This window comes from Rhodanobacteraceae bacterium, assembly GCA_024234055.1.
In the GTDB taxonomy this organism is placed as follows: Bacteria; Pseudomonadota; Gammaproteobacteria; order Xanthomonadales; family SZUA-5; genus JADKFD01.
The window spans coordinates 225,702-248,524 of sequence record JACKOW010000002.1 but is presented as its reverse complement, the minus strand read 5'-3'; the positions used below and the strand labels follow the sequence as shown (position 1 = coordinate 248,524).

Genomic DNA, 22,823 nt, shown 5'->3' with positions numbered 1-22,823 from the left:
GCACACGGGAATTCTTCGTACCAAGAAGCCCTGTGGCCGTCGTTGCCAACGCAGCCTGCGTAGCCCGGGTAAGCGCAGCGCACCCGGGGCTCTTGGTGCGTGCCGTCCCGGGTGCGCTGCGCTTACCCGGGCTACTCGCTAACGACCAAAAATTCCAATGGCCAGCGACTCGGGAATTGGAAAGAGGAAGAAATAGACGACATACAAAGCAAGGATGCCTGCCGCTGTCCCGAGTGCAGGCTTGGCGGCGGCCAGCTTGTCGTGTCCTTGCGACATCCGGTACTGGCCGATCGCCATGACGGCAATGGCGCTGACCCAAAGTGCGTAGCCCAAACCGAAGCCGTGAATGATCTCTCCCATCTGCGCGGTGTTTCGCACCATCCGCGGGTTCACCAGAAAGGTAAGGGCCACAGCAAGCGACCAGATCGCCAGCTTGGCAGAGGATTTCTGCGAGATCTTTCGGAAAGACAACAGAAACAGGGGGTTCGCGAACCAGGCGACTTGCCCGAACAACAGGCCCAACCAACCCAAAACCAGATTGTAGATGCCCAGATACTCGAAGAACCCATGCGGGGATCCCACGTAATAGCCGGGCATTCCGAGCGACAGCACGTACAAAGCAATGCTGACGGGCTTATGGATGGTCGCGAACTTCATGGGACTCACCCTTTCGGCTTGGGTGCCGGGTTGGCGATCGGCATTGGAGCCCGTCAAGGCTCGTCGGAGTGTGACTGCGCGGTGAGTATGCCCGACTCCGTGTTATCAAGCCCATGGAGCCCAGGTGCGGAAGCTGGTCGCTGCGCGACTCTGCCTGCAAGGTGCGCTGCAGGCGGTGCGGACAGGCGCCAGCGGCCGCCCCTGTTACACCCCGGCCGTTGCACCGGAGAAAACAGGAGACGTGCCATCTCATGACTGCTGGCCTTGGGTGTACAGATCCTGCGCGCACCAAACCCATGCCAGTGCCGAGCTGCACGCGAACCCGCCCCGCGCACCTTGCAAATTGGCTCAATCACTGCCGTCCTTCGAGGTCGTGACCCAGCTATGCTCGCTCCGATCGCATCCCGGATAACGCTTCCATGGCCGACCCCGAACAAGCCGTAGAACAAAAGAAGAAGACGCTATTTGGCAGCGTGATCAAGGGGCTGGATTACGTCATTCGCGGGCTGAGCCTGGTGGCTACAGTGCCGGTCGCATTCGCGGGCTTCGTGATCTCCGTGATGGCGGCTGGGCTTAACAACCCGATCATGGCGATCGGTGCATTCGCCAGCGGCCTTATGCTGGCGATGGTACTCGCCACTTCGGCGATCGCCCCACAACGACTCACGCAACGGCTGCCCGTGTCTGCGGACATGCGCGTGCTGCTGTCCCGACTACCGGTCTTTATCGTCTTGTTGGGTATGTATCTCTTCTCCCGCGCCGGGTAGCTGGAATGCGGTAGCAACGTAAGCTTTCGCCGCGCCCCATTCTTGCGCAACTCGTGGTCTTTCAGGCAAAGACTCAGATCGGCAATAGCGCCTCGTAGCGCGCATTGGCGTCGCTGCTTTCTGGGTCGATCAGCGGCAGCTCGCGCATGGTGCGGGTGAGGTAGCCAAGTGGCTCCAGTCCGTTGGCTTTGGCGGTTTCGATCAGACTCAGTAGCGTGGCGGTGACTTCACCGCTTCGCTCATTGCCGACGAACAGGTAGTTCTTGCGTCCGATGGCTGCCAATCGGAGGGCGCGCTCGGCGGCGTTGTTGTCCAGCTTCAGGCGACCGTCATCGAGGTAGCGCGCGAACGCGTCCCAGTGATTGATCAGATAGTTCATCGCCCGCGCGGTCGGTGCTGCCGGCGCCAGCTTGGGTCGGTGCTTCTCCAACCAGGTCTTGATCTCGTCGACAATCGGTTTGGCCAACTGTTCGCGGCGCTTCCTGATCTCGTCGGGGATCAGTTTGTCTTCGCGCGCCTTGCGCTCAATGGCAAACAGCGCGTTGATCTGCTCGACGGCCTCGTGGGCCAGCACGCGGGTTGGGGCGTGCTCGGCGATCTCGTAGAACTTGCGCCGGGCGTGGGCCCAGCAGGCCACTTCCTGGATATGCGGGTTCTGGCGATATAACTCGTCGTAGTTGCTCGCCGCATCGGCATGCAGATAGCCGCTCCAGCCTTTCAGGAACTGGCGCACGTGCTCGCCGGCCTTGGTCGGCGTGAAGTGGTACAGGATGATCGGTGGCTCCTCGCCGGCACTCGACAGGTAAGTCCACATGCGCATCTTGCGGGTCTGTTCCTTGGCCAGACAGGGCATCGTGGTCTCGTCGACATGCAATTCGCTGCGCCTGAGCAGATGTTGCTGCAGGTGCACCCACAAGGGCTTCAGCGCCGTACCGCCAGTCAATACCGCCTCGCACATCGTGCTGATCGGCAAGGTCACGCCCTGGCGCTGGTAGATCTCGCGCTGGCGGTTCAGCGGCAGGTGGTCGTCGTACTTGGCCACCATGATCTGCGCGATGAAGCTCTCGTCATAGATGCCGCCGGTGATCAGACGCGGCGGCAGTTTGGCCGAGACCACACCCATCTCCGGCACCTTCGGGTGCGCGTATTTCTCGACCTCGATGCGGCGCACATAAAAGCGGCCTGGTGTGTAGGCCAGGCGGTCGCTGGTCTCCACACCGATTTTCACCAGGCCTTCGATCTCGGCCGCCGGCGGCGTGATCGTCTCGACCTCCACCGGCAGGTTCTCGGGAATCTGCATCCGCTGCGAGGCTTTGCGCGGCGGCTTGCCCGGGGTCTTGGACTCCGACGGCGGCGTGCTCGGTTCCTCGACCGGCAAGGTCGTCAGATCGAACAGCGCACCCTGCAGGTCCAGATGCTCGCTGGCTTCCGATTGGCGACCGAACAGGCGCTTCTTGAGGATCGCCAACTCCAAAGTCAGCTTCTCGATCAGCGCCGACTGCAACTTGATCTGCTCGCGCAGAGCGGTGTTTTCGGCGAGGGCGGCTTCCAAAGTCATGCTGCCCACAATGCCCTCGCGCGCCCGCGTACGCGAGGGCAAAGCCATGAAATATCTGGGCTTTTTAATGGCGCCTCAAGCCACTCGCTCAAACCGCACCGGCTTCAGGCGGCGAACCGACAAATCCACCCCCTCCAGCACCAGACGCAGATCCGCTTCGCTCAGTTCACCGGCAGACACCGACGCAAACCGGCCCCGCTCCAGGCGTTTGTACATCAACCACCAACCATGGCGGTCGTACCAGAGGATCTTCACCTTGTCGCGGCCGCGGTTGAAAAACACATGCGCCGACGACAACGCCCTCAGCGGACCGAGGCTCGCCTGCACCCGCAGCGACAAGCCATCAATGCCCAGCCGGAAATCCACCGCCTGGGCACACACGCACACCGGCAACCCGCCCACCATCAGCGCAAACCCATCGAGCGAAATCGCCAAGTACCGCCAGCGAGATCACGACATAACCGATTGCGCCACGCCATGAACGTGGCATACGACCAACCCTGCGACCGACAATACGCCGCAGCGCTCAAGCCGCTCGCCGAAGCCGCCGAGATCCGCATGAACCACACCACCGAACCCAACCGCTGACGCTGCGCCATCGACATCCTCCAAACAAACTTGGGGATCGACAGACTTCAGCATCCGAAGGCGCTGCGCCAGATTGGGGTCGGGCGAATGGATACGTAGCAACGGATACCCAGACCTGATTCGTACCAATCCTCATCAGCCTCAGGTTTGGAGGCCCATCGAGCGCTTGATCACGCCTCTAGCGGGCCCAACTCATTGGCCCGAGCCTCTTTCCCGGCGAGGAACGGAGCTCTGATGAGGATTGGTACGAATCAGGTACCCAGAAATCCGAGCGTTCGGGATGCCAAGCACCGAGCCCGGCGGGCGGTCATGCGTGGACGTCACTGATGGACCCTCCACGACTTCTGCGTGTCCAATTTTCCACGCCAGGAACTGCATCCGAACCGAGAAAAGCTAGGTCAAAAAGAAAGTGGAGTTTGTGGTTGACCGGGGGCCCCCATACCTGTCCGTTGTCCAGGCTCGGGAGCATCGACAGCCGACCTAGAGACCAGGAGACGGGCACCGCGAAGTACATCAAGCCGTGCCGAGGCAGCTCAGGGGTGACGTAGTCGACACCTGAGGATCATAGACCGGGGATAATAACGCATCCTAGTTGGTACTGAAAGTCGGAGAAAGTGCACAGTATCTAGCTCTTCTTCTGGCTTGCTCCAAGTGCTGGAGGCCGTCACTCTAGCGTTGCCAGACAATGTTGCTGGCGACGACTAGAGGAGCAAGTCATGGGTATTTTCTCAAAGGCCAAAGACACAGCTGTAGTGGCCGCTGCGATCTACTCCGGTGCCACTGGGCCGAATGAAACAACCGTTGGGCATGTTGCAAGGTATTGTGTGCCTACCAGCGTCGAACGTGGTCGCGAACCAGTCAACAGTGGCGCGAAGACAGAATCGGCGGCCTCGGCCTCCCCTCCTGCTAAATCTACGGGCTTGGCCAGCCTGCTCTTCAAATAAGCGGAAGGCGGTGCCAGCAATGGTACCGCCTCAAAATGTATGAAGTTCCTTCTCGATTCGATAATTGAATGCGAGTAGGTCGCGAATGTCCGCAGTCCCGCAAGGCTGGCCATCGCGCCATTTTTCAAGTTTTGATTCGGCCATTAGAAGCGATCTGGAAAGATTTTCCGTATCTCTAAGACCTGCGATACGCGCGTAACAAAGCACAGCCCCCAAGAATTCCACTCGAGGGATGCTGGGTTCACCTTCAATCAGTCGTTCGTCTTCTGCCAAGGCAAGAAAATCATTTAATACAGTAGCGGAATAATGATGGCTAATATACTCGATTTGACTCAAAAGCCCTAGAGTGCGGGCGTGTTCAATATGAGTGAAATTTCCAGTTATTGCGAGTGTTCTGGTGACTAATTGCTCGATCTCATTGCGGGCCTTACTAGCATCGCGAGATACCGCATCACGGGCCAGAGCGGCATCACGATTGTAAAGCGCGCCTTCGAGACGATCAATGTGCCCAGTAAGGCAGCTCCAGTAGACTGCGTTGTCAAAGTGAGATAGCTTCTGTGAGAAACACACGTTAGTATCGGCAACGCAAAGCGCCGATAAATTGTAGAGGTCTGCGACAGTTAGTAGATGTCCCGAGTCACGGGCTAGATGAGCCAACCCTAATAGCTCCTCCGCGAGTAGGCCGACCAAGCCTTTTTGGCGAACTTTGCTATCATTTGAGAGTATATCTAGCCATCCCTTTTCCAATCTGTATCTGTACGTGAAGCAACGATCCGTAGATCTTTTGGCGTAATGGTCCAGCAAGAATTGAGCTCGACCTAGCCGGCGGCGTTTGCGATAGAATCTGGCCATCTCCAGAGCTATTGCGCTGCGCAGTTCATCCGTTACGCCAGTAGCCTTTCCTGTTGCAATGCCCATGAGTCTGGCCATTCCGACGCCAGAATTACTGATCAACGAGTGTAGTATTTCTTCAATATGGCCAAATGAGCCGGCTTTTGGCGGCTTTGTATTCAACTGTGCGGAAGGAGTTGCTGCTCGCAATAAGGCGTCGATTTTTGAGGGTGCATCAAAATATGTGCCTTTTTGTCCAACTCTGACCTTGGAAATATCTAACTTTAGATCCTTATCTAAAATATCATATTTCCGCAGACTTTCGCGCTGCCCCTTTTCCAATTGATGCTGCTCATCAACTGCTCTAGCCAATACCATCCGTCTCAGCTGTTCGCGGACGATTGGCGAGGTTGGCCTACCGATCTTCGCCCCATGCTCCAAAGTCGAAGCAACCTTCACTTCAGCGAGGTTACCCAAGGCGTCCAACATGAGACAAAGATAGCCAGTTTTCGCCATTTCAGAAGATCCTGGGAATTACGTCAAAGTTTTTTGTAGCTTCACAATAGAGCCTTCGCACAATATAAGCACGCTTGTTTTTGGCATCGTCAGCCCAGGTTTCGCTGCCATTTAGGGCAGACGTCGTAGACGGCAGTAACGTCGAGCCATCGCCTTGCTCAATACCCCATGCCCAGCTCCTGGGCCTGGGTAGCGAGTTCGCCGAGCGCCTTGTGGCGATCCGAGTCGACGCGCTTCTTGCAGGTGATGACGTCTTGGTAGGGAACCTGGCGATGTGTGCCCGTCTTGTGGAAGGGCAGCTCGCCGCGTTCCAGTAGCTGGACCATGTAGGGTCGGGATACATTCAGCACAGCCCTCCGCAATGCCTACCATTGCAATATCGTTCCTCAAGCCCGGCAGAATCTCCACTCGAGCCATGGCCAGCAGCGAGTGGATCCGCAATGCAGATTCCGCCGCCAATCGCCGAGCCGACAACAGTCCGCGCCCGCCTGAGTGGCTTACTTCTGCCGGGCAGCTGATGCACTTCACTGCTGGGTCGGAAGCACGCGTGACCCGTCCTGGTCCTATACTTCTAGGTGCCCATTCTCATCGCGCGTGGCCTTCCCCATCACCCAACAAGGTCGACGTACCTGACTATTGACTTCGGAGCCAAATACCGCGCCTGCACTACAACCTGTCAACGCTTGGCCTGTACCGTTACCAGCCCCCCCCATGACTCGGCGCCTCGGCGGCTCGCTTCGTCCTACCGAGGAGAGGAACTTCCCCTCCGATGTTCTGCCGGATCTGTTCTGGCACTTCTGGGTGTCCATTGTTGTTGTTCGCCGATTGGCCCATCCGCGACTTCTGGGCGCGACTTCTGGGTGTCCATTCTTGCTGCTATCCATTCTGGCTGCTAAAAGAAAGTGCAGTTTGAGGTTGACCGGGGGCGTCCATGCGCGTCCAGTTTTCCGTCTCGCCGATTGACTCATCCGCGACTTCTGCGTGTCCATTCTTGCTGGTGTCCATGCGAGTCCGGTGTTGTGGAATCAGGCGCGTTGTTAGAAGACGTCCTGCGGGTTCAGCCCTACCTTACGCCCTGCGCGGATTGTGTGTCCAATTTCACGAAGGCTGGACGCTACTTCGCAATTGCCAATTGCTTTGAGAATTTCTTGTAGGCGTCTGCATTTGCCCCTGCCGTTGCCTGCACCAGACTCCTGAATACTCCAATTGCCTTCTGGGCCTTCTCGGCATTTTTTAGCCCGTCATTAAGCGCATCCAGCAACTGCTGAGTGAATGGGGAGACAATATCGACCACTTCCTTCCATATCTGCATCGATTCCAGCGGGGATACCCTTTGGCCAAACGAAACCCGCGCGGAATTCGAAACTTTTTTCCCGGCAAAAACTTCAAGACACGAGGAAACCGCCGAAACAAACAAGTATGTTGAACCGCGATGACGGAAGTAATCCAACAACTCTTCCTCTTGAGATGTTAAGCCGGAAGACGCTTTCGAGCGCGCAACGAGACCACGCTTTTTCTCCTCAACGGCGCGCAATAGCCCATAGGCAAATACCAGATTCGCGCCATTCGCCTCATCATTGAAGTATCTAGAGTAAAGTTTATCGTTTACCCAAATTTCGCTTTTTTGATTATAGGCGACTATCGGCTCAAGGTTAAATGCTGCCAAGGATTGGCCCACGGTATAGGAGGGAAGAAGATTTCTATTTCTCTCAATTACATCCTTGTGACCGCCTCTTCTGCCTCCTTCGTATTTTGCATTAGGGATCTTTTCGATCTCATCTCGAAGACGCTTCTGGATGCGATCTGTGCTCCTAAAGTCAGAGGCAGTTACTTTGTTCTGACTGTTATTGTACTGAATTATGTTGTATACCAATTCAGCGTCCGACGTAGCGACAAAACGTGCTGGCACCAGAACTTTTTGATCGGGGTTCTTTGGCAAAGAACCAAGAGCCCCCGTCGTTTGGGCTCCGTTGACAATAGATGCGCCTTTGATTACAAGAAACGTTCTTCCCTTTTCCTTCCGCTCTTCGAAGGAATGGGTAAGGACCGTAATTCCGTTGTTAAAAACCCAGAAATTTTCCGGCTCATACTGGGCGGTCTTCTTAATTCCGTTATTTATATTCGCATCGCTTTTCCGAGAGCCAAGATAGTCTCTAACGTTCGCAGAAAAGAGGCTAGTCTTATAGGTCCTATAGAGCTTGTAAAGCTGCCTAGCCTGAATTGGGGCAACATATGCCTTCCAACCATTCTCATAAATTTCGAACCCCGATGAAACTTCAAATTTAATTTCTTCGTTAACAAGGATCGGCGAAAGGGTTTCCTTGTACCACTCCTCCAAACGGCCACTTCCGATCTCCAGGCTTGAGATGGCCACATTCGATGGACCGACGAGACTACTAATTACCGTATTCGCGGTATGTTCAACAGTAGTCAATTCATCACGAACGTTGTTTGACTCCGGGAGATTGTGTACATACCAGATTTCAAACCGCCTGATCTCTCCTGCCCTAATCGAATCCCTTAGCTCCTTTGCGGCGGAGATAATCCTCTTAGGCAATTCATCTAGGGGCCGCTGAAGGAGCCAAGCGACGGCCGTATTCAAATCAGATGCCTTATTGGCCGGCGCACTCGCTTTGGCCCTCTGCGACGAGTAGCACTGTGCAACAACCGCAACGCCCTCCTCCTTGTCGAGGTAGATTAGGTCACACTTTTTATCGTCAGTTCCATCGGTTACAGACTCAGCGGCAACACTATGAATGTCGTCAACGTTGAAGCGCAGAGCTAATGCGAAAAGTCCGATCGCGTTGTCAGCGTATTGCCCGAGATCGTCTCGCGCAGCGAGCGCTTTGATCCAGTTGTCGTTTTGCTTTTCCAAAAACACTCTCCCTATCTATGGCCTGAACCAATGAACCTATCTTGAAACCGCCGTTTGCTGGGACTCGTGGGGACCAAATTTAGTATCTTGGACACCCAAAGTTCCTGCGGATCATCGGAAGCCGATTTGGTCAGTATCCCCTGGGGCTTCTTGCATGGAATGCAACTGCAAAGAGCTGCAAAGTTGATGCCGGGTGTGCGTCGGCCTGCTCATGACTACTTCGTTTCCAAAATCAAGTATTAATCACGCCGGCCCTCCTAACCCCCACATCCGCCAACGCATACCCCCACTCCACCAACCGCTTCTGCACATCCGCATCAAACGCCGCCAAGCGCGTCGGTACCTTCGCCAGCGCAGCGGTCGCCGGGCTGTCTTTCATCAGGGCCTGCGGATCCTTGTAGCTGCCGATCAGGGTGTCGATGCCCCAATAGGCGCCTTTTTGTTTGCGGGTGCGGAGTTCGCGCATGAGCATGCGTTTACGCAGGGCGCGGGTTTGGTCGATTAGGATGTCGCGCACGCGGCTCATCTGCAGCGGGCCGCGGGTGGGTCGGGTTTCCAGTTCGAAGGGGGCGCCGGCGTCGCTGACCAGGGTGATGTCGATCTTTCCTTGCTGCAGGGCTTCCAGGCCCATGTTGTCGTACACGCCGCCGTCGCTCAGGACCAGTCGGCCGCGCATGTCGTCGCGCTCGGGGCCGGGGATGCCGCCGCTCCAGTGGCGGGGGTTGGTGTTGATGACGATGGGTGAGAACAGCGGCGGGAAGGCGCTGGAGGCGGCGACGGCGAGTGCCAGGGGCACGTCGGTCTTGCTGGAGCTGCCGAGCATCCAGTCGGCGATGTAATCCTGGCGGAAGCGGAAGTTTCGGCCGGTTTGCAGGCTGGTGGCGTAGAAGATGAAGGTGGGTTGCCCGGGCGTGCCGGCGGCCGGAATCTGCTTGAGCGACAAACCAGCGAACTGGTAACGGTCGTAGCAGTCCGTGAGGTATTTGCCGGCCGAGCGGAAGGGGTCGATCAGGCCCTTGAGGCCGACGCCGATGTCGATGGTGCGGTTGCAGAACTTCAGAACCTGTGTGCCTACGATGTCATCGAAGTTGCTGGCGCGGCAATCGATGAAATCCAGTTCTTTCCAGCGCTGGGCGAGGATGCCGGCGAGGATGGAACCGCCAGAGACGCTGGTGATCAGATCGAGCTTGCCGAGCAGGCCGCCATCGTTGAGGCGCTTGAGGCTGCCCAGACCGAAGAGCGTGGCGCGGAAACCACCGCCGGAGAGGGCCAGACCTAGGGTTTTGCCGTCGATTGCCACGGGCTGGGTCCTGAGGGCGTTGGCCGATATTGGTAGCGTTTGCGCATGTTGGCAATGGTTTGCGAAGGCAGTGGCTTTCGGAACAGCAAGTGTGGCTGGGGCGGGGGTTGTCTCAGGTGGGTGGGTGAAGCTTTGTTACGGCGGCGGGGTGTCGGGCTTGAATGTCTGCGCGTGCGTGCGCGCAGAATGGGGCTGTGACTTGGATTCTCTGTACAGGTGATCACGACATGCGCCACCCGGGTGTGCTGGGCCTTCATTACTCGCGTTGGTTGGCGATCACCGTGCTGGTACTCAGCACTGCCAGCCTGACGGGCACATTTCCGGTGTTGCTGTGGGTGTCGCAGCTCGAACGACTGGGGCCGCTGGGCTGGCTGGGAATGGCTGTGTTGTTACCCGTTTATCTCTGGCTCTATCGCTACGTCTACATCGCATTGACCCAGCGGGAGGCCGTGGTCACGCTGGACGCCCATGGCATCACCGACACCCGCAAGCGGATCGAGTTTGTGCATTGGCAGGACGTGCGGCAGGTGCGTCTGGGGATAGGCAGCCGGTCGCAGTATCTGTGCCTTGATCTGAAGCCTGCGGCGGTGCCTGGCTATCGTCGTGGGCCCGCGGCCTGGCACGAGTTCTGGCGCTTCTTCACTTCGCAGGGCGATTGGGATGTGTATCTGCTGACGCTCAGTGGTTCGCGTATCGAGGTCTGGAAATCGGCCGAGGCACTGCGCAAGGCGGCAATTCAGGCACGGGTTCGGGAGTTGAATCAGAGTCATGCAGCGCACGCGCACTAGATCCTGCCGAGCAAGCTCGGCACTACAAAGGCCTCGTACGCCGTGGCTTTGGTAGAGCGGAGCTTGCTCCGCTGCTTTGGCTGGGCTTTGGCTTTGCTTTGGTGAGGAGAGCGTCCAGACGAGTCTGGACCCACAAGAGCGGTAGACCCTGCCGAGCAAGCTCGGCGCTACAAAGGCCTCGTACGCCGATGCTTTGGTAGAGCGGAGCTTGCTCCGCTGCTTTGGCTGGGCTTTGGCTTTGCTTTGGTGAGGAGAGCGTCCAGACGAGTCTGGACCTGCAAGAGCGGTAGACCCTGCCGAGCAAGCTCGGCACTACGAAGGCTTCTTACGCCGTGGCGCTATGGGTGCGTCAATAAACCGCCGCGCGGAGGGTGGGGTAGTGCACCTGCCTTTGGCCGGGGATGAACTGGTCCATGCTCAGGGTCCACTGGGCGTGGGGCCAGCGGTAGCTGAGGGTGCGGCGGCGGGGGTGCAGGGCGGCGGTGTAGAGGGTGCCGCGGTCACGGTTGAAGGCCAGCGAATACAGCGGCGGGCGCAGGAAGGCGCTGATGAAGCGCTCGGGTGGGTCTTCGTGCAGCATCAGGCGGCTGAGCAGATAGCGCTCGCGTTCGACCGTGGCGGACTGGAAGGCGTGGTCGCGGATGTCGTCGCCGGGCTGGTGATTGGTGGCTACCGGTGCGGCGGTGACCAGGGCCGGGCGGTCGGGTGCCAGGTGCACGGTGGCGCGATCGCCCGTGGCATCGACCACGGTGATGTTGTAGGCCATGTGCGTGGGGATGCGCGCCAGGGCGGCGGCAGCTTCGCGGGTGTTGCGACAGGTTTCCAGCACATAGCGCAACACGATGGGCACGCCGAAACCTTCGCCGACCACGCGGCGGCCGCCGAAGGTCAGCGAGACCGCCAGACCGGATTCGTTGAGGCCATCGACCAGTCCCATCAGACAATCGCTGGTGCCGAGCACGCTTTGGCCGCCCCAGCGGCTCAGAAGGGCGGTGGCATCGAAGAACTTGGCCGAATAGTCGTAATTGCGCACCAGCATGGGCTCGTCGCCGGGCCAGACCGCCTGCGAGCAGGCGCTGTCATAGGCGGGCGGGCACCACAGGCTGAGAAAGCGCGCGGTGACATCGCCGCCACCGGCCAGCTCCACCCGCCGCGCCCAGATCGGCACCAGTTCGGGCATGTGCACTTCCAGCGCACGTCGGCAGGCCAGAAAGCTGGGTCGGGCCAGAAAGCCGTCGCGCAGATACCACTGCCGGTAGGCCGGCCACAGATGACGGTAGAGCCGCAGCCAGGGCTGCCCGCTGGCGTCGTCGGCGATGGCGTGGAAGGTGAGGTTCATGGTGGCCGGGTGGTGATCGGTTCGCGCGGGGTTTTGTAACACGAGAAGGCCGGATGTGCGTTCCGGTGTGGTGGAGGGCGCCGCGATGCGGCGGCTCTTGTAGCCCGAACTGCGCGTAGCGCTGTCCGGGCGGTGACGCGGAAGAGCCCCGCTGAGCCGCTGCGCGGCACAACGGGCTACGAGGGGCAGGGTCGATGCCTGGCGTCGAGCAGACACACGCGCCGCCGTGCCGCCGTCTGCAGACCTCATGCGAACTTGAAGTGGTGTTCGGCTGGCAGCTGCGGTGGCAGCTCGACCAGTGGCTCGGCGCGATAGTGTTTGCGGATGCCGTCGATCCACTGCTTCGAGCGTTCGGTGAGGCTGAACTTGTCGGTCATGGCGCGGCCGCGCAGCACCAGGATGCCGAGGTCGGCGCCTTCGTAGCGCCAGTCGCCCTTGCCGACGATGCGCAGGAAGAAGGCTTCGTTTTCGGTGCGCACGGCGCGGCGGTGATAGTCGAAACGGTCGAAATGCACCTCGCCGGCTTCGTCCATGCGCCAGATGCCGGTTTCCGGGGCGTGGGTGATCTGACCGATGGAATCCTCGGTGTGCTTGATGACCATCTGGCACCAGGAATCGATGTTGTCCGGATCGGCCCAGCGGGCGTTCAACTCGGCGATGTCGATGTCGAAGGGCACGTTGGAGAATTCCAGCAGATGGAACAGGGCCAGCGGCGCGTCGGCGTGGGCGAAGGCGGCGTGGTTGGTCATCGAGCTGGCGCCGGTGATGCGCGGATTGAGCTCGCCCAGATAGATCTCGCGGGATCTGGTGTCGATCAGGAAGTCGAGTTCGAAGTAGCCGCGATAGCCTTCCTTGCGCAGCTGCTCGCCGAAGGCAAAGGTGTAGTCACGGGCCTGTTCGCGGGCGCGCTTGGAGAAGGCGTTGGCAAAGATCTCGTTGCCGCACCAGCCGCCGCGATAGGGCGTGAGCTCGCTGAAGCCGACCAGTTCGGTCATCAGCGGGCCGACGATGGTGCCGTGCTTGGTGGCGCAGGCTTCAATGGCCGCGCCGCGGCAATTGATGCGCTTCATCACCTTGATCTCGCCCTGACCGATGATGTCGTGCTGATGCTTGCGGAACTCGGCTTCGGACTTGATGAAGAAAGTGGTGTGGCCGGAATCGCCGTAGGCCGACTGCAGCACCAGATCGGTACCGAGCTTGGCCTCTTCCGCCACGTCCATCAGTTGCGCGTAGTCATTGATCTCGGACAGTGTGTTGGGCACGCTGGGTACGCCGGCCTTGTTGCCGATGCGCACGGTTTCGATCTTGTTGTCGATGCGATTGCGCAGGCTGGCGGGCGGAAACCACACCTCGGCGCCGATTTCCTTCGACAGGGCTTCGGTCTGCTCGTCGAACATCAGGAAGATGAATTTGGGTTTGCCGCCGCGTTTGGCAACGTGGTCGATGACTTCCTTGTGCTGCAGCAGGTAGTTGTTGATGTCCTCGATCGACTGGAACTCGGCATGCGGTTGTTCGGAGGGACAGAACACATTGGGGTGCTGGCCGTCATAGCAATCGATGTAGCTGATGTAGCTCAGATTCTTGACCCACTCGTCGAGGCCGAGCAGGTTGAAATTGGTGGCGCTGACGAAGTACACCGGCTCCTCGAAGCGATGAAAGTAGCGGCGGATTTCGGAGATGTTCTTCAGCTTGCGGCGTTTGGGCATGGGATTGACTCCTGAGTTTGTCAGCGCGCGGGGCGGGCGTGGGCCAGCGCTTCGTCGGTGAAGACACGCAGTCCAAGGTCTGGCCGGTAGCCATGAATTTCCTTGACGTCGAGCGCGCGCATGAAATGCAGGATCTCCTTGGAGATGACCTGCCCCGGCACCAGAATCGGAAAGCCGGGTGGATAGGGAATGATGAAAGCGGTCGAGACCAGTTCGCGGCCGCTGTCCATGGCGGCTTCCATCGATCCATCCTCGATCGGGAAGTAGTCGCAGTTGGACTCGTCGTAGGCCATGAAGTAGGCGCTGCGGATGTCGCCTTCAGCCGTGCCTTCGGCCTTGCCGGTGCGGAAGGCATCGTGGAAGCGGGAGAAGTCGGGCAGCGGTGGATAATCCTGGGTCAGCGATTTCACGCGCCGGTCGAAGGCACGCTTTTCCATGGTGCTGGCATCTTCGAGCTGGGCATCGATGTCGGCGGCCACCCGCACCAGTACCTCGATCAGATAGGCCACCGACGAGCGCGTGGTGCCGATGTTGGTCATGAACAGCACGGTGTTGCGTGAGGTCTTGTTGATCTGGATGCCGTGCTTGTTCATCAGCACTTCGTTCTTGAAGGTATCGCCGTCATAGCCGGCGTGGCCCACGGCCAGCGTCACCCGCGAGGCGTCGAGGGCGAATTCGTCGCTGGCGAAGGCATTCCAGGTGTCGTTCCAGCCCTGCTCCTGATCCCAGTAGGCATTGATGCCCGACTCGCGATGGGCTTCGGGGATCAGCTCCTTGACGGTGAGTACCTTGAAGTACTTGCGCAGCAGCGGGTGTGAATCGATGGCCTTGCGCATGGCCATCGCCGCCTCGATCTGCTTCTGCACGAACTCGAAACCTTCCAATTCCACCTGACGGCGACCGACATCGAGCGAGGCGATGATCTGGTAGTTGGGCGAGGTCGAGGTGTGGGTCATGTAGGCCTCGTGGAAGGCCTGTTCGACTTCGCCTTTGAAGTCCTGATCGTGCACGTGAATCATCGAACCCTGGCGCAGCGAGGTCAGGGTCTTGTGGGTGGATTGGGTGGCGTAGGCGCGCACCCGCACCTTGGCCGGATCGGGCAGCAGCCGCGTTTCCAGCAACTGCTGGTCGCTGGCGCCGGCCAGTTCGGCCTGTTGCGCGGCGTAGCGCTGGGCATAGGCCGGATCGCGATAGCGCGCCCGCAGCAGTGCGGCGGTGGCCATGGCGGTGCGCTGTCGGTAGGTGGGCGCGAATCGGGCGAAGGCAAACCAGGCCTCGTCCCACAGGAACACCAGATCGGGCTTGATCGCCAGGCACTCTTCCATGACCCGCTCGACGTTGTAGATGATGCCGTCGAAGGTGCAGTTGGTGAGCAGCAGCATGCGCACGCGATCGAGCTTGCCGGCCTTCTTCAAGGTGAGCAGCTGATGCTTGATCTCGCGCAGCGGCACGGCGCCGTACATCGAGTATTCGCTGAGCGGATAGCTGTCGAGATAGACCACGTTGGCGCCGGCCAGCACCATGCCGTAGTGGTGCGATTTATGGCAGTCGCGATCGACCAGCACGATGTCACCCGGGCGCACGATGGCCTGGACCACGATCTTGTTGCAGGTGGAGGTGCCGTTGGTGGCGAAGAAGGTCTGCTTGGCACCGAAGGCACGCGCCGCCAGTTCCTGAGCGTGCTTGATCGGGCCGGTGGGGTCGAGCAGCGAGTCCAGCCCACCGGAGGTGGCGGAAGTTTCGGCCATGAAGATGTTCATGCCGTAGAACTCGCTCATGTCGCGGATCCAGTTGCTGCGGATCAGCGATTTGCCGCGACTGATCGGCATCGCATGAAAAACGCCGGTCGGCTGCTTGGAGTATTCCTTGAGCGCGTTGAAGAAGGGCGTGTTGTAGCGCGAGTTCAGGCTGCGCAGGATGTTCAGGTGCAGCTCGGTGAAGTCTTCCTGGTTGTAGAACACGCGGGCGCAGCCACCCAGGTCGCGCCCGGCGATCTCCTCCACCGAGCGGTCAGTGACCAGAAAGACATCCAGCTCCGGCCGGATCTTGCGCAGCAGGCGGCAGAGTTCGGGGCCGTAATCCTCGGGATCGATGGATGACAGATCCTCATCGCCCACCCGCTGCAGATAGCGCTTGAGAATCTCCAGGTGGTTGGCCGAGGCAAAGCCGAAGTCATGGCGCACCACCACCGACTGGATGTTGTGATTGAACAGCACCCCGATCAGCGCATCCTCGAAGCTGCCGACCGATACCGCTTCGTAGACAAAGCGATCATCGTTGCGACGTTGGTCGCGCAAGGCCTGGCACTGGGCCTCGTGCTGTGCCGGGCTGAGGTCATCGACGATCAGCACTTCGAAATAGGGTCGCGATTGCGATTTCAGCTCGTGGGTTTCGATGCGGTCCTGCTCATCGTCCAGTTCGCGCTCGTGGTCGGCATGGAAATCCGATAGGCGGCGGCGGTAGGTACCGGCCTGCAGCGAGCGCACCATACGGGTGACGGCGCGGCCGAAGTCGATGAAGTCCTCGCGCGAGAGCAGCTTGCGCAACTGCTCCAGGCCGCGCCTTCCGGGGAAGGCCCAATAGGCTTCGATGGGTCCGAGTGAACTCAGCAGGTGCTGGATCTTGTCCAGAAGCTGGGATCGGTGGCCATTGCGCGAGCCGCCGGCCAGTTGCCCGGCGAGACTCTTGAGGGCGGTCCAGCGATCGTTGCGCAATTGCGAGGCGGAATAGTAGTCGCTGAGGGAGCCGTTTCCGGGCGGGGCGGCGGCGGTGGTGGCCGGTGCAAGGCGGCTTGTGCCAGGTGCCGGATCAGCCGAGATCACCGGCGCCGGTTTCCTGGCGCGCTGAAGCGGTTTGCTTTTGTTTGTGGGCATGGCTTGCTCCTCATGCGGGTCGGGTGTTGGTAAGAGCCGACGGTGGGGTCTCCTTCTTGTCGGTTGCGAGGGCGGGTCAAACGAGCTTGCGCGGGGGGATTGGCGCCAGCATTTCCGGCGAGGCGGATTTCAGTCCGGCGTCGCCTCCTTTCACTGGCATGGATAGCGGCCCGAGCGTGCCCAAATAGGCATCGGTGCCGGAATCGCGGCGGTAGACGCTGAAATCGACAGTACGATCGCGAAAGCTCTTCAAGGGTTGGCCGAGGCCGTTGACGCCGGTTTCCCGCTGTCGGCGCACGCGCGCAAAATCGACTTCCACCGGCAGAGTCTCGTTGGACCCGCCGGCCTGCGCCAGCACGGTGCCGGTGGGATCGACCACACAGGAGCGGCCGATGCCACCGGCGCCCAGGCCATTGATGTCGAAGACATAGCACTGGAACTGCGCCGCCGTGGCCCGGGCGATGGCCAGTTCGACATCGCGATCGATGGTGCCGGTCAATACCGGATGGATCAGCACCTCGGCGCCCATGGCGGTCAGGGTTCGGGTGGTTTCGGGAATCCAGATGTCGTAGCAGATCGACAAACCACAGCGGCCCAGACCGGGAATGTCGAACACGCAGAAATCGGTGCCGCCGGTGACATCGTGCTCATAGGGCATGAAGGGAAACATCTTGCGATAGCGATCCACGACCACGCCCTCGGGATTGATCACCGAGGTGGTGTTGTAGAGCTTGCCATCACTGCCGCGCTCGAATACCGAGCCCGGGATCAGCCAGATGCCATGTTTGGCAGCAGCTGCCTGCAGGGAAGTCTCCTCAGGGCCGGGCAGTGTCACCGGCTGATTCGGAACCGGGCCGCATTGGGCCAGTTCGCTGAAGACGATCATCTGGGTCCAGGGGAATCGGATCATCACCAGATCGATCCGGTGCAGCATTTCGATCAGATTGCTGTGCAGCGCCGGGACCATCATCTGAACACCGGCTATAGCGAAGGGCAAGCTCATGAATTTCCTTGTGATTTGAGTCGGTGGGCTCCGTGCTGTCGGCCATGAATCCTGGGCTTTCTCAAGCGCCAGGTGCCAGGGTGCCTTGTTCGATGAAGGCCTCGCGCAGTATCCCGACGCCCTCGCGCAGCAGTTCGTCGGAGATTGTCAGCGGCATCAGGAAGCGGATCACGTTGCTGCGCACGCCGCAGGCCAGCACCACCAGGCCACGCTGCGCGCAGGCATGCACCAGCAGCTTGGTGAGCGCAGCGTTGGGCTTGGCCGCGTCGCCGTCTGCCACCAGTTCCATGGCCACCATGGCGCCGACGCCGCGGATCTCGCCAATCAATGGCTGCAGGCGTGGGTCTGCTCGCATCTCTTCAAGCAGACTGCGCAGCAGGTTGCCGACCTGGTCGGCCCGCGCACAGAGTTGCTCGTCCTCGATGACGTCCAGCACTGCGAGCGCCGCGGCGCAGGAGATCGGTGAGCCGGCGTAGGTGCCGCCGAGGCCGCCGGGCATCGGCGCATCCATGATCTCGGCCTTGCCGATGACGCCGGAGATCGGAAAGCCGCCGCCCATGCTCTTGGCGACGGTCATCAGATCCGGCTCGATGCCGGCATGTTCGATGGCGAAGAGCTTGCCGGTGCGGGCGAAGCCGCTCTGCACTTCGTCGATGATCAACACGATGCCGTGCTGATCGCAAACTGCGCGCAAGGCCTGCAGGAATTCCGGCGGTGCAATGTAGAAGCCGCCTTCGCCCTGCACCGGCTCGATCACCATGGCCGCGATCTGGCTGGGATCCAGATCCGCATGCAGCAGGGTGTCGAGCGCAGCCAGCGTGTGCTCGACGCTGACGCCGTGATAGGCGATCGGGTAGGGCAGGTGATAGACCTCGCCGGGCAGCGTGCCAAAGCCAGCCTTGTACGGCAGCACCTTGCCGGTCAGCGACATCGCCATCATGGTGCGGCCGTGAAAGGCACCGGAGAAGGCGATGACGCCGTTACGCCGGGTATGGGCACGGGCAATCTTGACGGCGTTCTCCACCGCTTCGGCGCCGCTGTTGAAGAAGATGGTCTTCTTCGGCGTCGGGCCTGGGGCGAGTTGGTTCAGGCGTTCGGCGAGTTGCACATACTCGGGATAAGGGTTGATCTGAAAACAGGTGTGGCTGAATTTCTCCAGCTGGCCCGCGACCGCGGCTTTGACCCGCGGATGCATGTGGCCGATGTTCAGCACGGCAATGCCGGAGGCGAAGTCGATGTAGCGCCGGCCTTCGACATCCCAGAGCTCGGCGTTTTCGGCCTTCGCCACGAACACCGGCAGCAGGGTGGAGACGCCGCGCGGAATGGCGGCCTGGCGACGGGCCTGCCAGTCAGCGTTCGTGTCCGGACTATCGGACGACACAGTGGATTGCGGCATGCCCCCTCCAATAGAAAGTCGATGGTTGTGATCTTGCAGTGCCCAGCATTCTACTGAGGCCTGCTGCCGCGACAGGGAACACGGTGCGCCAAGCACTGCCAACGGCGCGTGACCATGGCCTTTCGCGGTCAAGACAGAGTGGGCCAAGGATCCCTGGAACACGCCCACTCAGAATGAAAAAGGCAGTTGAATCAAGCGCTCCCATGGTGACCGCCCGCCAGCCAAAAAGCAAATCGGACGGCGCGCGACGCATTCACCCTGCCGAGTATTGCCTGGCGTTGCGGCTCCAGGTCAGCAGCAGCGAGCGCTCGCGCGAATCAGGATTGAGCCCCCGGATTCGAGGAAACTGCCGAGCGTCCCGCGGCAAAGGCAGCCAACAGCTCCTGGGCCACACTGGCGGCGGCCAGCGCGGTGATCTCGGCGTGATCGTAGGGTGGCGAGACCTCGACCACATCCATGCCGATGATGTCGAGCCCGACCAGCCCACGGATCAGTTCCAGCGCCTGATGGGTGGTGAAGCCGCCAACCACCGGTGTGCCGGTACCGGGCGCGTGAGCCGGGTCCAGAAAATCGACATCGAAGCTGACATAGCAGGGTCGCGAGCCGACGCGGGCGTGGATGGCGGCACAGGCCGCTTCGATGCCGGCCCGGTGCAGCCAGCGCGCATCGCGGACGTCGAAACCGTGAGTGTCGTCGTTGCGCGTGCGCATGCCGAGCTGGATGGAGCAGGCTGGATCGACGATGCCATTCATGGCTGCGTGGAAGAACATGCTGCCGTGGTCGATGCGTGGACCGGCATCGGCCCAGGTGTCGCTGTGGGCATCGAAATGGATCAGGGCAATGGGCTCGGCCCTGCGGGCGCGCAGGGCCTTGAGGATGGGGTAGCTGATGAAATGATCGCCGCCCAGTGCCAGCGTGGTCACACCGGCCGCGGCAATGCCGGCGAATGCCGCCTCGATGAGGTCCGGGATCAGTTCGGGCCGACCCTGATCGAACCAGACATCACCCCAGTCGACGATGTTCAGCGTCTCGCAGGGATCGATGTCCCAGGCATAGGGACCGCACCAGGCCAGCGAGGCCGAAGCGGCGCGGATGGCTCGCGGGCCCAGCCGTGTGCCTGGGCGATTGGTGGTAGCGAGATCAAAGGGCACACCGACCACGGCGACATCGACCCCGCTCAGATCCTTGCTGTAACGACGCCGCAGAAAACTCAAGGCACCCGAATAGGTGGGTTCGGCCAGGCTGCCGTAGGGCGAGCTGCGCGTGAACGCCAGATCGCAGGTCTTCGGGTGAGCGGGGTCGTCTTTGGCCATGGTACAGAAGTCCGAAGGGAAGCAGGGCGTCGGCGATCGTAGGCCAGCTGGCGCCCTTGACGCTAGGTGAACAGACACCGTGTCACTTAGGCCTTCGGGGCCAGCGTGACCTGCGAAAGCCAGCGCTGTGGTAGGTCACGTTGTCCGCGCAGCGGGCTACGTGACGTTTCTCGAACGGTCGGCTTGGTCGCGACACCTACAAGATTGCACGTAGGAGCGACCTCGCGTCGCGACCAGCCAACCGCACGAACGCAACAGCGGTTCGCGCCGCAAGGGCGGGGGTTCATGGCCCGTGGGCAGTTTCAGGCCGGAACAGGTGGCTCTCCATGAATCCATGTCCTAAGTCATTGAATTCCCAAATTCCAGCAAGAGCCGGCTCTTGTAGCCCGAAGTGCGCGTAGCGCTCTCCGGGAGGTGACGCCAAAGATCCCCGCTGAGCCGCTGCGCGGCACAACGGGCTACGCGCACCAGGCGGGTTCATGGCCTGTGCGCGATACAGGTGGCTCGCAATGACGCAGGATGGTGTGCCCTGGTGAGTCCAGACAATTCTGGTTCCACCACCCAGTAGGGATATGCTTCCAACCGACAACCGACAACCGACAACCGACAACCGACAACCAGGAACTCCCATGCCTGCAATGACCCAGGAACAATGGCTGGCGCGCGCCGCCGAGTTGCGCATTCCGCATCAGGCCTTCATCGACGGCAAGGCCGTGGATGCCGCGAGCGGCGCTACCTTCGATTGCATCAGTCCGATCGACGGCCGCCTGCTGGCCAAGGTGGCGTCCTGCGGGGCCGAGGATGTGGAGCGCGCGGTGGCTGCCGCCCGGCGCAGCTTCGAGGCTGGGGTCTGGTCCGCGCGCCCGCCGGTGCAGCGCAAGAAGGTGCTGCAGCGCTTCGCGGAACTGATGCAACAGTACCGCGAGGAACTGGCCTTGCTGGAAACGCTGGACATGGGCAAGCCGATCAACGACGCGCTCAAGGTGGATCTGCCCGCCAGCGTGCGCTGCATGAGCTGGACCGCCGAAGCCATCGACAAGGTCTACGGCGAGGTCGCGCCCACCGGGCCGGATGAGCTGGGGCTGATCACGCGCGAGCCGCTGGGCGTGATCGGCGCCATCGTTCCGTGGAATTTTCCGCTGCTGATGGCCAGCTGGAAGATTGCGCCGGCGCTGGCCACCGGCAATTCGGTGATCCTCAAGCCCTCGGAGAAATCACCGCTGACCGCCCTGCGCATCGCCGAGCTGGCGATGGAAGCGGGCATACCCGCCGGCGTGTTCAATGTGCTGCCGGGATTCGGCAAGGAAGCCGGTGAACCGCTGGCGCTGCACATGGATGTGGATGGACTGGTGTTCACCGGGTCGACCGGGGTCGGCAAGCATCTGATGGGCTGCGCCGCGCGGTCGAACATGAAACGCGCCTTCATGGAATGCGGCGGCAAGAGTCCGAACATCGTGTTCGCCGACGCGCCCAATCTCAAGCGCGCCGCCTACGCCGCCGCCTCGGGCATTTTCTACAATCAGGGCGAAGTCTGTACCGCCGCTTCGCGCCTGCTGGTCGAGCGCAGCATCCAGGACGAGTTCGTGGCCATGGTGGTCGAGGCCGGCCGCGACATGCGTCCGCGCCATCCGCTCGATCCGGACGCACCGACCGGGGCCATGGTCGACGACATCCAGATGCAGCGCGTGCTTGGCTACATCGGCAAGGGCAATGAGCAGGGCGCACGGCTGCGTCTGGGCGGCGAGCGCGTGCTCAGCGAAACCGGCGGCTATTACATCGAGCCGACGATCTTCGATCAGGTGCGCCCGGACATGAGCATCGCCGCAGAAGAAATCTTCGGTCCGGTGTTGTCGGTGATTGACTTCGATGAGGAAGCCGAGGCGCTGAAGATCGCCAATGACAGCGCCTACGGTCTGGCCGCTGGCGTGTGGACACGCGACATCAATCGAGCCCACCGCATGGCCCGAAAGCTGCGGGCGGGCAGCGTCTGGGTCAATTACTGGGACGGCGGCGACATGACCGCACCCTTCGGCGGCTACAAGCAGTCGGGCAACGGCCGCGACAAATCCCTGCATGCTTTCGAGAAGTACACCGAGCTCAAGGCCACCTGGATCAATCTGGCGGATTGAGGGGGTTGCGGGGAAGCGCCGGGTCGGATCGCCGGTAGGGGCGACCTCGAGTCGCGACCGGCCGGCCGCACGTCCGCCGCAGCGGTCGCGCCGCAAGGGCGCTCCTACAGGTGAACAAGGCAGGCGTTGCGCTCACAAGGCGTCCGCGGAGAGGAGCAGAGACCCTCTAGCCCGCATTTCTCCGCGTTCTCCGCGTCTCCGCGTGAGCTATCCAGCGACCCGTTGCGGATTGCGGCGGTG

The 22,823-nt window shown here is 60.7% G+C and carries 16 protein-coding genes; 3 read left to right on the top strand and 13 right to left on the bottom strand.

Annotated features, from left to right (window positions below):
* Window positions 1–138: 138 nt before the first annotated feature.
* Complete coding sequence (locus tag H7A19_05410; GenBank protein ID MCP5474262.1) at window positions 139–657, bottom strand: hypothetical protein; 519 nt, start codon at window positions 655–657, stop codon at window positions 139–141.
* Between the two features lie 419 nt (window positions 658–1,076).
* Between H7A19_05410 and H7A19_05405 the strand changes: the two genes are divergently transcribed.
* Window positions 1,077–1,424 carry a hypothetical protein gene (locus tag H7A19_05405; protein ID MCP5474261.1) on the top strand — a complete coding sequence of 116 codons (348 nt, stop codon included), beginning with the start codon at window positions 1,077–1,079 and terminating at the stop codon, window positions 1,422–1,424.
* A gap of 73 nt (window positions 1,425–1,497) precedes the next feature.
* Here H7A19_05405 and H7A19_05400 read toward each other — a convergent pair whose 3' ends face one another.
* The 6 genes from H7A19_05400 to H7A19_05375 all read right to left on the bottom strand — a co-directional run bounded on the left by H7A19_05400 (window position 1,498) and on the right by H7A19_05375 (window position 10,036).
* Entirely contained in the window at window positions 1,498–2,982 is a 1,485-nt protein-coding gene (locus H7A19_05400) for an IS66 family transposase (protein MCP5474260.1), read from the bottom strand.
* A gap of 75 nt (window positions 2,983–3,057) precedes the next feature.
* Window positions 3,058–3,417 carry an IS66 family insertion sequence element accessory protein TnpB gene (gene tnpB / locus H7A19_05395; protein MCP5474259.1) on the bottom strand — a complete coding sequence of 120 codons (360 nt, stop codon included), beginning with the start codon at window positions 3,415–3,417 and terminating at the stop codon, window positions 3,058–3,060.
* 1,127 nt (window positions 3,418–4,544) lie between these two features.
* Complete coding sequence (locus H7A19_05390) at window positions 4,545–5,861, bottom strand: hypothetical protein (GenBank protein ID MCP5474258.1); 1,317 nt, start codon at window positions 5,859–5,861, stop codon at window positions 4,545–4,547.
* Window positions 5,862–6,019: 158 nt separating this feature from the next.
* The gene (locus H7A19_05385) at window positions 6,020–6,187 is read right to left on the bottom strand and encodes a hypothetical protein (GenBank protein ID MCP5474257.1); all 168 of its coding nucleotides are present in this window, start codon (window positions 6,185–6,187) and stop codon (window positions 6,020–6,022) included.
* A gap of 788 nt (window positions 6,188–6,975) precedes the next feature.
* Window positions 6,976–8,736 carry an AIPR family protein gene (locus H7A19_05380; GenBank protein MCP5474256.1) on the bottom strand — a complete coding sequence of 587 codons (1,761 nt, stop codon included), beginning with the start codon at window positions 8,734–8,736 and terminating at the stop codon, window positions 6,976–6,978.
* A 232-nt stretch (window positions 8,737–8,968) separates the two neighbouring features.
* Complete coding sequence (locus H7A19_05375; protein MCP5474255.1) at window positions 8,969–10,036, bottom strand: patatin-like phospholipase family protein; 1,068 nt, start codon at window positions 10,034–10,036, stop codon at window positions 8,969–8,971.
* Window positions 10,037–10,263: 227 nt separating this feature from the next.
* Here H7A19_05375 and H7A19_05370 point away from each other — a divergent pair, with 227 nt between their 5' ends.
* Entirely contained in the window at window positions 10,264–10,824 is a 561-nt protein-coding gene (locus H7A19_05370) for a hypothetical protein (protein MCP5474254.1), read from the top strand.
* Between the two features lie 349 nt (window positions 10,825–11,173).
* Here the strand turns inward: H7A19_05370 and H7A19_05365 are convergent, their stop codons facing one another.
* From H7A19_05365 to speB, 6 genes are all read right to left on the bottom strand, one after another.
* Complete coding sequence (locus H7A19_05365) at window positions 11,174–12,163, bottom strand: hypothetical protein (protein ID MCP5474253.1); 990 nt, start codon at window positions 12,161–12,163, stop codon at window positions 11,174–11,176.
* A 245-nt stretch (window positions 12,164–12,408) separates the two neighbouring features.
* The gene (locus H7A19_05360) at window positions 12,409–13,869 is read right to left on the bottom strand and encodes a biotin carboxylase (protein MCP5474252.1); all 1,461 of its coding nucleotides are present in this window, start codon (window positions 13,867–13,869) and stop codon (window positions 12,409–12,411) included.
* A 20-nt stretch (window positions 13,870–13,889) separates the two neighbouring features.
* The gene (locus H7A19_05355; GenBank protein MCP5474251.1) at window positions 13,890–16,742 is read right to left on the bottom strand and encodes an aminotransferase class I/II-fold pyridoxal phosphate-dependent enzyme; all 2,853 of its coding nucleotides are present in this window, start codon (window positions 16,740–16,742) and stop codon (window positions 13,890–13,892) included.
* A 76-nt stretch (window positions 16,743–16,818) separates the two neighbouring features.
* Window positions 16,819–17,712, bottom strand: a complete 894-nt coding sequence (locus H7A19_05350; GenBank protein ID MCP5474250.1) for a carbon-nitrogen hydrolase family protein — start codon at window positions 17,710–17,712, stop codon at window positions 16,819–16,821.
* 94 nt (window positions 17,713–17,806) lie between these two features.
* On the bottom strand, window positions 17,807–19,141 hold the full coding sequence (gabT, locus tag H7A19_05345) for a 4-aminobutyrate--2-oxoglutarate transaminase (protein ID MCP5474249.1): 1,335 nt from the start codon (window positions 19,139–19,141) through the stop codon (window positions 17,807–17,809).
* Window positions 19,142–19,458: 317 nt separating this feature from the next.
* Window positions 19,459–20,454: an agmatinase gene (speB, locus tag H7A19_05340; GenBank protein ID MCP5474248.1), complete on the bottom strand. Its 996-nt coding sequence runs from the start codon at window positions 20,452–20,454 to the stop codon at window positions 19,459–19,461.
* Window positions 20,455–21,083: 629 nt separating this feature from the next.
* Between speB and H7A19_05335 the strand changes: the two genes are divergently transcribed.
* Window positions 21,084–22,583, top strand: coding sequence for an aldehyde dehydrogenase (locus tag H7A19_05335; protein ID MCP5474247.1), 1,500 nt, complete (start codon window positions 21,084–21,086; stop codon window positions 22,581–22,583).
* The last annotated feature ends 240 nt before the right edge of the window (window positions 22,584–22,823 follow it).